The organism is Tenebrionibacter intestinalis (genome assembly GCF_016632365.1).
GTDB lineage: Bacteria > Pseudomonadota > Gammaproteobacteria > Enterobacterales > Enterobacteriaceae > Tenebrionibacter > Tenebrionibacter intestinalis.
Window position 1 is genome coordinate 1 of record NZ_JAEPBH010000002.1, and the last position, 14,105, is coordinate 14,105.

Below are 14,105 nucleotides of genomic sequence, written 5' to 3' on the forward strand. Positions count from 1 at the left end.
TCACCAGCCCGTGTTCCCCGCGCGAGCGGGGATAAACCGAACTGACCCTGATTACCCCCATTATGGCCCATGTGTTCCCCGCGCGAGCGGGGATAAACCGGGCAGGTAATTAATCCTCGGAAAATAAAGAAAGTGTTCCCCGCGCGAGCGGGGATAAACCGCCTGCAGAAAACGCGGCTGCCGTAACACGACGGTGTTCCCCGCGCGAGCGGGGATAAACCGCTAATGGGATGGTATCGAAGCGCGTAACTACAGTGTTCCCCGCGCGAGCGGGGATAAACCGATCTGACGATGTATCAGACCTTCACGGATGAAGTGTTCCCCGCGCGAGCGGGGATAAACCGGCTTCGTTTACACCGGTCAGCGGGTTATAGGCGTGTTCCCCGCGCGAGCGGGGATAAACCGCAGCGAGAAGGCAGGCGGGACGCTGGGTGCAGGTGTTCCCCGCGCGAGCGGGGATAAACCGATAAATCGCCTATTGTTATCTTTCCTCTTGGCGTGTTCCCCGCGCGAGCGGGGATAAACCGCCTATGACGTACTGACGTCCAACTATGACGCGGTGTTCCCCGCGCGAGCGGGGATAAACCGCCGATCTGGTGGCAGGGGAACGAATACGGTGCGTGTTCCCCGCGCGAGCGGGGATAAACCGTCCTTCTTCCGTCACTACAATGGTGCCGGGAAGTGTTCCCCGCGCGAGCGGGGATAAACCGCCTGTAGCAGATGCAATCGATGTTGATGAATCGTGTTCCCCGCGTGAGCGGGGGATAAACCGCGTTGCTTTACGTGGCCTGAATTCAGGCCAATGTGTTCCCCGCGCGAGGATAAACCGGTGATACTGTGGCGGGTTATGGTTTTTTTCAGCAAAGCGACCTTCCCGGATTTGATATCGGCCAGGGACTCGGCGCCAAACAACGCCAGATGCAGAAAACTCACTACAAAACGTATGAGTAGCGACCTTACCCGTCCAGGGCCGGGATAAACCTGTCCAAATGCGTGTATTATTGATATCAGAGAAGCGTTTCCCGCGTAAGCGGGAATAATCTGGTCACTGAGCGTACTTCGGGCTTTGGTTTATGGTTTACGCGTGAGCGGGGGTTAATTCGCCGCTCAAACGCAGCGGCCTTTTTCTTCTCTGCATCGTTTCCCCCGCGTGCGTGGGGAAGAGTTCTTTTTACTCTGAGATTTGTCATATGATCAGTTTGATTGCTGCGCTTGCAGCAGATCGCGTTATCGGTATGGAAAATGCCATGCCGTGGGATTTACCGGCGGACCTTGCCTGGTTTAAACGCAATACTCTTAACAAACCGGTTATTATGGGGCGGCTGACCTGGGAAGCTATCGGGCGCCCGCTGCCAGAGCGCAAGAATATTGTTATTAGCCGCAACCCGGGCAACGATGAGCGCGCGATCTGGGTTCGTTCGGTAGAAGAGGCGATCGCGGCCTGTGGTGATGTGGAAGAGATCATGGTCATTGGCGGCGGCTACGTTTACAAACAATTCCTGCCGCTGGCGCAGCGTTTGTATCTGACGCATATCGATGCCGAAGTGGAAGGCGATACCCACTTTCCGGAATATGAGCCAGACGAGTGGCAGCCGCTGTTCAGTGAGTTTCATGATGCGGATGAAAAGAACGCGTACGGCTGTTTTTTTGAAATTCTGGAGCGTCGTCAGGCGTAAAAACCAGATAAAAAAGAGACGAAGGCCTGATGCTGGCCATAGAAGGTTAAGCGGGTGTTCCGTACGCTAACAGAACGATAATAAAGGGAACTTCATCAACGGTGAACGGGCAAGGCGGGCTGCGGTAGCGTAAAGACATCTTTGCTTTATGGCGCTCGCCTTTCGGCCGGCCCGACATGATGTTCCGTCTCGTTTCGCCTCAGCTTGCCGTCCCGGGCCGTCTTACCCTGTCTTCGCCTGTGGTTCGCCGGTTTTAGCGGAGATCGGCAAACCTACACGTTAAGCCTGCGCGCGTTAAAAGCGAACCAGGATGCTGACCAAATAAAAAAGAGACCCGATACTGGCGTTAACACGTCATGGCGTTTGGCATTAACAGGAAGCGTTATTCACACAAATGCTTAACTGACCGGCATCAGGGCGAACGTATCCGTAAAAGCTTGTCCTGCGCTATGACGCCACGGCTGCCGCGCCCTCGTCGTTATCGCGCTGGCGGTGCGATATCTGCGTAAACCACGCTTTGTCTTCCCAGCGCAGACAGGTTAGCGTGCCGCCCCAGCAACAGCCGGTATCAAGGGCGTAAATGCCCTCTGGCGTACCTTTGCCCTCCAGCGATGCCCAGTGGCCAAATGCAATACCGTATTCCTGCGTCACGGGGCCGGGGATAGCGAACCAGGGTTTTAGCGGCGCGGGGGCATTTTCTGGCGTATCCTTGCAGTACATATCAAGCTGCCCATTCGGGAAGCAGTAGCGCATGCGCGTTAACGCATTGGTGATAAAGCGCAGGCGCGATAGCCCCTTGAGATCGTCGCTCCAGTTGTTCGGCATATCGCCGTACATCGCGTCAAGAAACAGCGGATAGCTGTCGCTTGAAAGCATCGCTTCTACATCGCGGGCGCAACTGACGGCTGTAGGCAGATCCCACTGCGGCGTGATGCCTGCATGGGCCATGACCAGTTTTTTTTCTTCATCTACCTGGAGCAGCGGCTGGCGGCGTAGCCAGTTAAGGAGTTCATCCACATCGGGCGCTTCCAGAAGCGCGGTGACGCGATCTTTGGGTTTATTGCGGCTGATGCCGGCGTAAACGGCCAGCAGATGCAGGTCGTGGTTACCGAGCACAATGCGCGCGGCATCGTCAAGCCCGCGTACATAGCGCAGAACATCCAGTGAACCTGGCCCACGCGCGACCAGATCGCCGGTTAACCATAGCGTATCCTTGCCAGGCGTAAACTCCACCTGTTTTAACAGTGCGATCAGTTCATCGTAGCAGCCATGAACATCGCCAATCAGGTATGTGGACATGAATTATCAGTGAATAAGGGTAGGAACGGCCAGTCGAAAGACTGGAATAGCGATGCGAAACGAGCGATTTTGCTCGTCTATCATCTCGTAGTAGCCCTGCATTGTGCCCAGCGGCGTTTCTATAATCGCGCCGCTGGTATACTGGTAGTCGTCGCCTGGGGCGATATGGGGCTGGACGCCAACAACGCCTTCACCCTGAACTTCGGTTTCGCGTCCGTTGCCGTTTGTGATGAGCCAGTAACGCCCCATTAGCTGAACCATATGATGCCCCAGATTGCGAATAGTTACGGTATAGGCAAATACATAGCGCTCCTCATCAGGAGAAGACTGGGATTCGATGTATACGCTTTGTACCTGAACACAAATACGGGGCGAATATGGCATACTCAGTTCTCCTTAGATGGCGGGTTCTCAGCTAAATAGTTAGCTAACTGGCAGTACTGTGCAACTGAAACGTTTTCTGCGCGCAGGGTTGGGTCTAACTCTAATGCCGTTAATGTTTCCGGATTAAACAGGTTGCCCAGGCTGTTGCGTATGGTTTTACGGCGCTGGTTAAAGGCCTCTGTCGTAAGGCGGCTTAGTATGCGCAGATCTTTTACCGGGTGCGGCAACGCAGCATGCGGCACCAGCCGCACCACGGCGGAATCAACCTTCGGCGGGGGCGTAAATGAACCGGGCGGCACTTCCAGCACCGGGATTATCTGACAATAATACTGCGCCATGACGCTTAAACGCCCGTAAGCTTTGCTGTCAGGCCCGGCCACCAGGCGATTGACCACCTCTTTTTGCAGCATAAAGTGCATGTCCTTTATTGCCTGAGTATAGCTAAACAGATGGAACATCAGCGGAGTGGAGATATTGTACGGCAGATTGCCAAACACGCGCAGCGGCTGGCCTTCCAGGCGTGAGAGCTCGCCAAAGTCCACCGTCATGGCGTCCTGTTGATAGAGAGTCAATTTAGGGCCAAGAAACGGATGAGTTTTCAGGCGTGCCGCCAAATCGCGGTCAAGTTCAATAACGGTGAGTTTATCAAGGCGTTCGCCCACCGGTTCGGTAAGGGCCGCCAGACCCGGACCGATTTCGACCAGCGCTTCGCCTTTTTGGGGATTAATCGCGCTAACGATGCTGTCGATAATATACGGGTCATTTAAAAAGTTTTGCCCGAAACGTTTACGGGCGAGATGCCCCTGGTGGACTCGATTATTCATTGACTGTTAGAAATCATCCTGATGGCGAGATTAAGCGCCGTGGTAAAACTGCCGACGTCGGCTGTACCCCGGCCCGCCAGTTCGAGAGCGGTGCCGTGGTCAACGGAAGTACGAATAAAAGGCAGGCCCAGCGTAATATTCACCGCGCGACCAAAGCCTTCGTATTTTAGCACGGGCAGCCCCTGGTCGTGGTACATCGCCAGTACGGCATCTGCGCTGTTGAGATATTTAGGCTGGAACAGCGTATCGGCGGGTAACGGGCCGGTGAGCGTCATGCCGCCGGCGCGCATGTCGTTAAGCACCGGGATAAGGGTGTCTGTCTCTTCGGTGCCCATATGGCCGCCTTCGCCCGCGTGCGGGTTGAGGCCGCAAACCAGAATATGCGGCTGAGCAATGCCGAATTTGCTCTGCAAATCGTGGTGCAAAATGGTCAGAACTTGGCGCAACAGCGGCGCCGTAACGGCGTCAGCCACGGCGCGCAGCGGCAGGTGAGTGGTGGCCAGGGCTACGCGTAGCGTATCTGTCGCCAGCATCATCACCACTTTTTCGCTGCCTGCGCGGGCTTCAAAAAACTCGGTATGGCCGGTAAAAGGGATACCGGCATCGTTAATTACGCCTTTGTGTACAGGGCCTGTGACGACGGCCGAAAATTCGCCGCTCAGGCAGCCGTCGCAAGCACGCGCCAGCGTTTCAACCACATACTGGCCGTTGCGCGGATCGCATTGACCCAGCGTTACCGGCGCGCGCAGCGCTACCGGCAATACGGTTAACGTACCGGCGCGCTGTGCAAGGGCGGGGGCATCGGGCTGCCAGGGGAGAATTCGCAGCGGTTGCCCAAGCTGTGCGGCACGTTCCGCCAGCAATACAGGCGAGGCGCAAACCACCAGCTCAACAGGCCAGTCCCGCTGCGCAAGGGCGATAACTAAATCGGGGCCAATCCCGGCAGGTTCGCCGGGCGTCACCACCACGCGAGGGACGTTAGCCATTGCCGTCGAGTATCTTCACATAGGCGCTGGCGCGTTGCTCCTGCATCCAGGCTTGCGCTTCTTCAGCGAATTTACGGTTGAACAGCATACGGTAGGCGCGATCTTTTTGCGCCGCATCGGTCTTATCCACCTGGCGGGTATCCAGCAGTTCGATAAGATGCCAACCGAAGGTGGAGTGGACCGGCGTGCTCATTTGCCCTTTATTCAGGCGCATCAGCGCATCGCGGAAGGCCGGATCGTAAATATTCGGCATTGTCCAGCCCAGATCGCCGCCCTGGTTAGCGGAGCCAGGATCCTGAGAGAAGGCTTTCGCCGCGGCGGCAAAGGAGGTTTTCCCGCTGCGGATGTCGGCTGCTATCTCTTCAAGCTTCAGGCGAGCCTGTTGATCGGTTAAGATCGGTGAAGGTTTAAGCAAAATATGGCGAGCGTGTACTTCGGTGACCGAAATATTGCGCGCTCCGCCGCGAATATCGTTAACCTTCAGAATGTGGAAGCCCACTCCGGAGCGGATTGGGCCGATAACGTCGCCCTTTTTTGCCGTTGCCAGCGCTTGCGCAAAAACGCCAGGCAGTTCCTGGATCCGCCCCCAGCCCATCTGGCCGCCCTTGAGCGCGGACTGATCGGCGGAATAGGTGATGGCCAGTTTGCCAAAGTCTTCGCCGCCGCGCGCGCGCTCCACGATGGATGTCGCTTGCTGGCCGGCTTCGTTAACCTGATCGGCGGTTGGGTTTTCCGGCAGCGGCAGCAGAATATGGCTCAGGTTAAGTTCAGTTGCGGCATCGTTCTGGTTAGATACCTGTTTTGCCAGTTGTTCCACCTCCTGTGGCAGGATCGTGACGCGGCGGCGCACCTCGCTATTGCGCACCTCCGAGATGATCATCTCTTTGCGGATCTGGTTACGGTAGTTTGCGTAGTTAATACCTTCATATGCCAGGCGGCTGCGCATCTGATCCAGCGTCATCCTGTTCTGCGCGGCAATGCTGGCAATAGCCTGATCAAGCTGCTCGTCACTAATGGCGATGCCGCTTTTCTGGCCCATTTGCAAAATCACCTGATCGACGATAAGACGCTCCATTATCTGGTGACGCAGCGTGTTGTCGTCCGGAAGCTGCTGGCGCGCCTGGTTGGCGTTGAGCTTCACTGACTGCATCAGGCCGTTTACATCGCTTTCCAGTACAACGCCGTTGTTAACAACGGCTGCGACTTTATCGACAACCTGTGGGGCAGCGAAGGCGGTATTCGCTACCAGAGCGATACCGAGAAGCAGCGTTCTCCAGTTCTTCATACTCTTTCCATTTCTGATTAATCCGCGATGCGGTTTCGTTTTTGACATCAAATTACAGCGAATTCTGATAGGGCAAAATATTTGAGCGCAGCATTTGCTGTGTGCCAAGGCCATAGTTAGAACTCAGGCCGCGCAGCTCAATATTAAAACCCACTCTCTCATCAAACGCGCTCTTGTTATTTTCCCAGCCGTTGAGCTTGCGCTCATAGCCCACGCGGATTGCGTAGCAGCAGGAGTTGTACTGCACGCCCACCATCTGGTCGGCCGGCTGATGGGCGTTAGTATCGTAGTAGTACGCGCCTACTAATGACCACCTGTCGACAACAGGCCAACTGGCGGTGACCCCCATCTGGGAAATGCCCTCTTTATAACGCTCGGAGGTTGAAAAAGACGGCAGCGTGGCGCGAATATACTCCGGGCTGGCGTAGCGGTAGTTCAACTGCACCAGACGATCGGCGTCTTTACGGTACTCCAGGACGCCGCTGGCGGTGGAGACATTGTTCAGACGCGTATCATATTGTAGGCCGCCGCGCAGACCCCAGCGATTATTTATGCGCCAGTAGGTGTCGCCTGCCCATGCGATAGCGCTGGTCTTTTTCTCTTTTTCCCAGTTGATATTGTCATCACCGGTACGGGACTCGGTGAAATAGTAGATTTGACCAACAGAAACGTTAAAACGTTCAACGGCCGCGTTATCATAAATGCGCGACGTTACGCCGGTCGTCAGTTGGTTGGCCGATGCAATACGATCAAGGCCGCCGTAGGCACGGTCGCGGAACAGACCGGTGTAATCCGATTGCAGGAATGAAGAGTCGAAGTTGTTAATATCGCTCTGATTGCGATAGGGAATATAAAGATATTGTACGTGTGGCTCCAGCGTCTGGGTATAGTCCTGCCACCAGTTCATATTGCGTTCGAATATCAGTTTGCCGTCCATTTTAAACTGCGGCATAACGCGGTCTACGCTGTCTTTGAGTTTTGCCGCAGCAGCGCTGGTTGCTGGGTTTTTTCTGACGTAATAACGGTAGCGATCCAGATTATCCTGCTGATAATGCGTCGCCATCAGCTTTACTTCGGTATTAAGGCTGCTCCAGCCGTTGGACATCGGCAGGTTTATGGTCGGCTCCATATGCAGGCGCGTTGCTTCCGGCATGTTATTGTTCACGTTTGTGAAACGTACCGCCTGCGCGTACAGATGGGTATCGAACGGGCCGAGATCGTTAAGGTAATAATTGACGTCCAACTGCGGTTCGGCGCGATAAGAGTTGCGGTTACGCTGGGTATCGAATACCTGGAACTGTTTGGCGCTGATGGTGGCGTCAAAATTCTGGTTGGCGTAGCCGACGCTGAATTTCTGCGTGGCGTAACCGTCGGTGCTGTCGCCATATTGCGAATCAAAGTCGTTAAAATAAGAAGGGTCGCTAACTTTGGTGTAATTAACGTTAAAGCGCCATACCTTATCCATCACGCCGCCGTGACGCCAGTAGAACAGCCAGCGACGGTCCTGATTTTCTTTCGGGTGATCTTCGGTGTATTGATCGTCGGAAGGCAGGTAATCGAACTCAATAAGTCCTGCGCCCGCATGGCTCAGATAGCGGAATTCGTTTTGCCACTGGACGCCGCCGCGCTGCTGGTAGTAGTGCGGGGTAATCGTCGCGTCGAAGTTAGGCGCGATATTCCAGTAATAGGGAATCGTGAACTCCAGCCCGTTGTTAGAGCTGTATCTGGCATTTGGGATAAGGAAGCCGGAGCGGCGCTTATCCCCGACCGGTAGCTGTAAATAGGGGCTGTAGAATACCGGTACCGGGCCGATTTTAAAGCGCGCGTTCCAGATTTCGGCAACCTGTTCTTCGCGATCGTGAATAACTTCGCTGCCCACCACGCTCCAGGTATTGGTGCCGGGCAGGCAGGAGGTAAAGGTGCCGTTTTCCAGAATGGTGTAGCGGTTTTCGCCGCGCTGCTTCATCACATCCGCGCTACCGCGCCCCTGGCGGCCAACCATTTGGTAATCGCCCTTCCAGACGTTGGTATCTTTGCTGTTAAGGTTGGCCCAGGCTTTTGGGCCTTTGAGGATAACCTGGTTGTCGTCGTAACGCACGTTCCCCAGCGCATCAACCGTGCGTACCGGGTCGGCCTGGCCTGCCACCTGCTTTTGATGCAACTGCACTTCGTCGGCCTGCAGGCGGCTGTTGCCTTGTTCAATATCGACGTTGCCGCTAAATGTCGCGCGTTCCGGGTAATCGCCTTTGGCGCTGTCGGCATTAATAGTTACGGGAAGCTCGGTCGTATCGCCAGCGACCAGCGGACGATTATAGCTGGGAACGCCGAGCATACACTGCGAAGCAAGATCGGCAGCCATCCCTTGTTGGCTATAAATCGCTGAACCAATCAGTGTGGCCAGCAAGGTGGGAATACGTTTTTTCATACGTTTTTTTCGTTGTTCCGTCATCAGTGGCTGCGCGTCGGCAAACGTCCAGAGACTAACTTACTCAGTAGCTGTGCGCCAGCTTTACGCCCTAAATAATTCAGCCAGCCGGAGCAAGATTTTGTTGCTTACGCGCCCGGTTTCAGGCGCAGGCCGGGAAGTTCTCCCGCTGTTTTGCGCCGGGTAGTTATGCAGCGTTCAGAATGACGGGTATGATAATGCAAATTCTGTCAGTCGGCATGACGATTTGGGGAGTATATGCAGTATTTGGGAAAAGTGATTGGCGTGGCGGTCGCGCTGTTCATGGGGGGCGGCTTCTGGGGTGTCGTCGCGGGGCTGATTATCGGCCATATGTTCGATCGCGCGCGCAGCCGTCGCATGACGTGGTTTGTCGGGCAGCAACAGCGCCAGGCGGTTTTTTTCGCCACAACGTTTGAAGTGATGGGACACCTGACGAAAGCGAAAGGGCGCGTGACACAGACGGATATACAACTGGCGACGCGGTTTATGGACCAGATGCAACTGCACGGCGCTGCGCGCACTGCCGCACAGCACGCGTTTCGCGCCGGTAAGCAAAACGACTACCCGCTGCGTGAGAAGATGCGTCAACTTCGCAGCATCTGCTTCGGCCGTTTTGATTTGATTCGGATGTTTCTGGAAATACAGGTTCGCGCTGCGCTGTCTGACGGCGTGCTGCACCCTAATGAACGGGATGTGTTATACGTAATTGGCGAAGAAGTCGGCATTTCACGCACGCAGCTTGAGCAGTTTATACGTATGATGCAGGGCGGTCAGTCGTTTGACGATTCCGGCTGGCGGGGCGGTAACGACCGGCGCGGCGGCGGCGGTTACGCCCAGCGCGGCCCCACGCTTGAAGACGCCTGTAATATGCTGGGCGTGAGCCCGTCTGACGATTCGGCTACCATCAAGCGCGCCTACCGTAAGCTTATGAGCGAACATCATCCGGATAAGCTGGTTGCAAAGGGGCTGCCGCCGGAAATGATTGAAATGGCGAAGCAAAAAACCCAGGAAATCCAAAAAGCGTGGGAGCTGATTAAAGAGCAGAAGGGCTTTAAGTAAAACGGCGAGCGCTGCGCGTTACGTCAGAGGTTGCGAAATAAGGGGGCGATTTGCCCCCTTTCAGGTTGTTGACAAAGAAGGAAAAAACGGGGTTTTTCCTTCTTTGTAGTAAGCAGGCGAAAATCAATGCGTTGATTTTCCTTGTTTTTTATTGTAATTCATCCATCCTGACTGCGATAGGATGGGGGTTGTCAGCAGTCTCTAAGGGGGGCGATTTGCCCCCTTTTCAGTTTGTTGAAAAAGAGGGCGAAACGCGGCTTTGCCCTCCTGGCGTAGATCCGCCGTCAATCAACGCGTTAATTTCCAGAGCGTAACATTCGGGCATTTCTGGTTGTTGCAGAAGAACAAAAGCGGGTGAAGTTTATGGGGTTTATTCCTGTTCATACGCAGGCCCTGACGGCGGCTCTCACCGCCCTTCGCGCCCGTTTTAACAATTGAGGGCCGTTCGTTGCCGTAGGGCCGGTTTAAAAATCCACAGGCGCTTTAAACGTCATGCTGTTGCCAAACTGCGGATGGGTAATTGTCAGCGTCCAGGCATGCAGCAGTAAACGCGGCGCCATGCTCAATGCTTGCGGCGTGGCGTAAAACTTATCGCCGAGAATCGGATGCCCCAGCGCCTGCATATGTACGCGTAACTGATGCGAACGGCCGGTAATGGGCCTGAGCAAAACGCGCGCCGTATTATCCTGCGCGTATTCCAGCACGTCGTACTCGGTCCGGGCCGGTTTACCGGTTTCGTTACACACTTTTTGCTTTGGACGGTTTGGCCAGTCGCAAATTAGCGGCAGATCCACTAATCCCTGCGCCTTAGCCGGATGCCCCCATATCCGCGCCAGATACTGCTTTTTCGGTTCACGTTCGCGAAACTGACGCTTCAACTCGCGTTCCGCCTTTTTGGTCAGCGCCACGGCGATGACGCCGCTGGTGGCCATATCCAGGCGATGTACCGATTCGGCCTGAGGGTGATCGCGCTGGATACGCGCCATTACGCTATCTTTGTGTTCCTCAAGCCGGCCAGGCACCGACAGCAGGCCGCTTGGCTTGTTTACGACCATAATATGGTCATCCTGATACAGGACGACCAGCCACGGTTCCAGCGGCGGATTGTAGTGCTCCAGCATAGCGCCTCCGGTTACTGGTGCGTGACGACGACAGGACGCAGCGCATCCAGACGCCAGCTTGCCTGCTCCAGCGCCTCCAGCACTTGCTGGCGGTTGATTTCAATGGCGCTTAGCTCGTCGTCGCGAATAGTTGGGTTCACCGCCTTGAGCGCTTCCAGGCGCGTATATTCCGCGCTCAGTTTTTCATCGGCTTCGTTGCGTGCGGCCTGTATCAATGCCTGCGCGGCGGCCTGAACCTGGCTTTCCGCCTGTTGCAAAAGCGTATGGACATCCTGCTGGATGGCGTTGACCAGTTTGCTGCCGGTATGGCGGTTTACTGCGCTTAACTGGCGGTTAAAGCTTTCAAATTCCACCTGCGCGGCGAGATTGGCGCCGTTTTTGTCCAGCAGCATGCGCACCGGGGTCGACGGCAGGAAGCGGTTGAGCTGCAAATATTTCGGCGCTTTGGCCTCCACTACGTAGATCAGCTCAAGCAATAGGGTGCCAACCGGCAGCGCTTTGTTTTTGAGCAGCGATATAGCGCTGCTGCCGGTATCGCCAGTGAGAATCAGATCCAGCCCGTTGCGGATAAGCGGGTGCTCCCAGGTGACAAACTGCGCGTCTTCGCGCGACAGCGCCACCTCGCGGTTGAACGTAATGGTGCAGCCGTCTTCCGGCAGGCCGGGGAAGTCCGGCACCAGCATATGATCCGACGGCGTCAGTACGATCATATGCTCGCCGCGATCGTCCTGGTTGATGCCGATGATGTCAAACAGGTTCATTGCGAAGCTAACCAGCGCGGTATCATTGTCCTGGGCTGCGATATCTTCCGCTAACTGCTGTGCTTTTTCACCGCCGTTGGAGTTAATCTCCAGCAGACGATCGCGGCCCTGCTCCAGTTGCGCTTTGAGCGCACCGTGCTTGCTGCGACAGGCGCTAATCAGTTCATCAAGGCCTTCAGCGTTTTCCGGGGCGGCCAGATAGCCGGTCAGCGTCTCTTGTACGTCGTCATAAAGGATGCGGCCTGTCGGGCAGGTATGCTCGAAGGCGTCAAGCGCCTCGTGATACCAGCGCACCAATACTGCCTGAGCGGTTTTTTCCAGAAACGGCACGTGAATCTGAATGTCGCGCGCCTGGCCGATTCGGTCAAGACGGCCAATGCGTTGCTCCAGCAGATCCGGATTTAGCGGCAGATCGAACATGATAAGATGGCTGGCGAACTGAAAGTTGCGGCCTTCGGATCCAATTTCCGAGCACAACAGCACCTGGGCGCCGGCGTCTTCTTCAGCAAACCAGGCCGCAGCGCGGTCGCGTTCGATAATCGACATCCCCTCATGGAAAACCGCGGCGCGAATGCCTTCACGCTCGCGCAGCACCTGTTCGAGCTGAAGCGCGGTATCGGCGCGTGCGCAGATGACCAACACTTTCTGAGAGCGGTGGCTGGTTAGCCAGCCCATCAGCCATTCCACGCGTGGGTCGAAGTTCCACCATGTGCCTGTATCGCCTTCAAATTCCTGATAAATCTTTTCCGGATAGAGCATATCGCGGGCGCGCTCTTGTGCCGTTTTGCGCGCGCCCATAATGCCGGATACCTTGATAGCGGTCTGATACTGGGCAGGCAGCGGCAGGCGGATGGTGTGTAGTTCGCGCCGTGGGAAGCCTTTTACGCCATTACGGGTATTGCGAAACAGCACGCGGCTGGTGCCGTGGCGGTCCAGCAGCATTGATACCAGCTCCTGACGTGCGTCCTCGCTGCCCTCCCGGTCGCTGTTGGCCGTTTGCAGGAGCGGTTCGATATCCTGCTCGCCAATCAGGTCGCTTAATGTGTTGAGTTCATCGTTGCTCAGATGCTTGCCTGCCAGCAGCAGCGCCACTGCATCGGCCACCGGGCGGTAGTGTTTCTGCTCCTGCACAAACTGGCTGAAGTTGTGAAAACGGTTCGGGTCGAGCAGACGCAGGCGCGCAAAGTGGCTCTCCATCCCCAGTTGCTCCGGCGTGGCGGTAAGCAGCAATACGCCCGGCGTTTGGCTGGCGATATGTTCTATTACCTGGTATTCGCGGCCAGGCGCGTCTTCGCTCCAGGCAAGGTGATGCGCTTCGTCTACCACCAGCAGATCCCATTGCGCATCGCTCAGGTGCTCCAGGCGCTGCTTGCTGCGGCGTACGAAGTCGAGCGAGCAAATGACCAGTTGCTCGGTATCGAACGGGTTGTCCGATTCGTGTTGGGCTTCGGCGTAGCGTTCGTCGTCAAACAGTGAAAAGCGTAAATTGAAGCGACGCAGCATTTCCACCAGCCACTGATGTTGCAGAGTTTCCGGCACCACAATCAGTACGCGTTCAGCGGCGCCGCAGAGCAATTGCTGGTGGATAATCATCCCGGCTTCAATGGTTTTTCCAAGGCCCACTTCATCGGCCAGCAGCACGCGCGGCGCGTGGCGACGGCCTACGTCGCGGGCGATGTGCAACTGGTGAGGAATGAGGCTGGTGCGCATACCGCGCAGGCCGCTCCACGGCTGGCGATACTGCTCGCTTTGGTATTTACGCGCGCGATAGCGCAGGGCAAACCGATCCATGCGGTCAAGCTGGCCGGCGAACAGACGATCCTGAGGTTTGCTGAAGACCAGCTTGCTGTCGAGCAACACTTCGCGTAGCTGTACGCCTGTTTCCTGCGTATCTTCGCGGGCGCCGGTATATATCAACAGGCCGTTTTGCTCCTGAACGTCTTCCACCTTCATTTGCCAGCCTTCATGGCTGGTGATGATATCGCCGGGATTGAACATCACGCGAGTGATGGGGGCGTCGTTTCTGGCGTAAAGGCGGTTCTCGCCAATGGCGGGAAAGAGCAGCGTTACCGTGCGGGCATCCATCGCTACCACGGTACCGAGTCCGAGTTCACTTTCCGTATCGCTGATCCAGCGCTGTCCTGGCGTAAATGGCATATCTTTAGACTCTGTATTCTCTGATTTTGCAGGCTATTTCACAGCTTAGTCCGCCAGATTGCGGCCGGGCGCTGCCTGTGTCGCGCGAGTTATTTGGGGGTATAGCG

Annotated in this window: 10 protein-coding genes and 1 CRISPR repeat array; of the genes, 2 read left to right on the top strand and 8 right to left on the bottom strand. The window is 56.0% G+C overall.

Going from position 1 to position 14,105, the window contains the following annotated elements; translation table 11 throughout:
* Positions 1-10: 10 nt before the first annotated feature.
* Positions 11-710: a CRISPR direct-repeat array (repeat unit 29 nt; unit sequence GTGTTCCCCGCGCGAGCGGGGATAAACCG).
* 480 nt (positions 711-1,190) lie between these two features.
* Entirely contained in the window at positions 1,191-1,676 is a 486-nt protein-coding gene (gene folA / locus JJB97_RS01010; RefSeq protein WP_238711942.1) for a type 3 dihydrofolate reductase, read from the top strand.
* 447 nt (positions 1,677-2,123) lie between these two features.
* Here folA and apaH read toward each other — a convergent pair whose 3' ends face one another.
* The 6 genes from apaH to lptD are packed head-to-tail and all read right to left on the bottom strand — an operon-like array spanning position 2,124 to position 8,879.
* Positions 2,124-2,975 (bottom strand): bis(5'-nucleosyl)-tetraphosphatase (symmetrical) ApaH, encoded by an 852-nt coding sequence (gene apaH, locus JJB97_RS01015; protein ID WP_238711943.1) that lies wholly within the window; start codon positions 2,973-2,975, stop codon positions 2,124-2,126.
* A gap of 6 nt (positions 2,976-2,981) precedes the next feature.
* On the bottom strand, positions 2,982-3,359 hold the full coding sequence (gene apaG, locus JJB97_RS01020) for a Co2+/Mg2+ efflux protein ApaG (protein WP_238711944.1): 378 nt from the start codon (positions 3,357-3,359) through the stop codon (positions 2,982-2,984).
* Positions 3,360-3,361: 2 nt separating this feature from the next.
* Positions 3,362-4,183 carry a 16S rRNA (adenine(1518)-N(6)/adenine(1519)-N(6))-dimethyltransferase RsmA gene (gene rsmA / locus JJB97_RS01025; protein ID WP_238711945.1) on the bottom strand — a complete coding sequence of 274 codons (822 nt, stop codon included), beginning with the start codon at positions 4,181-4,183 and terminating at the stop codon, positions 3,362-3,364.
* Entirely contained in the window at positions 4,180-5,169 is a 990-nt protein-coding gene (gene pdxA / locus JJB97_RS01030) for a 4-hydroxythreonine-4-phosphate dehydrogenase PdxA (protein WP_238711946.1), read from the bottom strand. The genes rsmA and pdxA overlap by 4 nt, the downstream gene beginning before the upstream one ends.
* Positions 5,162-6,454, bottom strand: a complete 1,293-nt coding sequence (surA, locus tag JJB97_RS01035) for a peptidylprolyl isomerase SurA (protein WP_238711947.1) — start codon at positions 6,452-6,454, stop codon at positions 5,162-5,164. The genes pdxA and surA overlap by 8 nt, the downstream gene beginning before the upstream one ends.
* Positions 6,455-6,506: 52 nt before the next feature.
* Positions 6,507-8,879 carry an LPS assembly protein LptD gene (lptD, locus tag JJB97_RS01040; RefSeq protein ID WP_238711948.1) on the bottom strand — a complete coding sequence of 791 codons (2,373 nt, stop codon included), beginning with the start codon at positions 8,877-8,879 and terminating at the stop codon, positions 6,507-6,509.
* A gap of 258 nt (positions 8,880-9,137) precedes the next feature.
* Here lptD and djlA point away from each other — a divergent pair, with 258 nt between their 5' ends.
* Positions 9,138-9,959 (top strand): co-chaperone DjlA, encoded by an 822-nt coding sequence (gene djlA, locus JJB97_RS01045; protein ID WP_238711949.1) that lies wholly within the window; start codon positions 9,138-9,140, stop codon positions 9,957-9,959.
* A gap of 464 nt (positions 9,960-10,423) precedes the next feature.
* On the opposite strand, the gene rluA is transcribed toward djlA, so the two are convergent.
* Complete coding sequence (rluA, locus tag JJB97_RS01050; protein ID WP_238711950.1) at positions 10,424-11,080, bottom strand: bifunctional tRNA pseudouridine(32) synthase/23S rRNA pseudouridine(746) synthase RluA; 657 nt, start codon at positions 11,078-11,080, stop codon at positions 10,424-10,426.
* Between the two features lie 11 nt (positions 11,081-11,091).
* Complete coding sequence (rapA, locus tag JJB97_RS01055; protein WP_238711951.1) at positions 11,092-13,998, bottom strand: RNA polymerase-associated protein RapA; 2,907 nt, start codon at positions 13,996-13,998, stop codon at positions 11,092-11,094.
* Between the last annotated feature and the right edge of the window lie 107 nt (positions 13,999-14,105).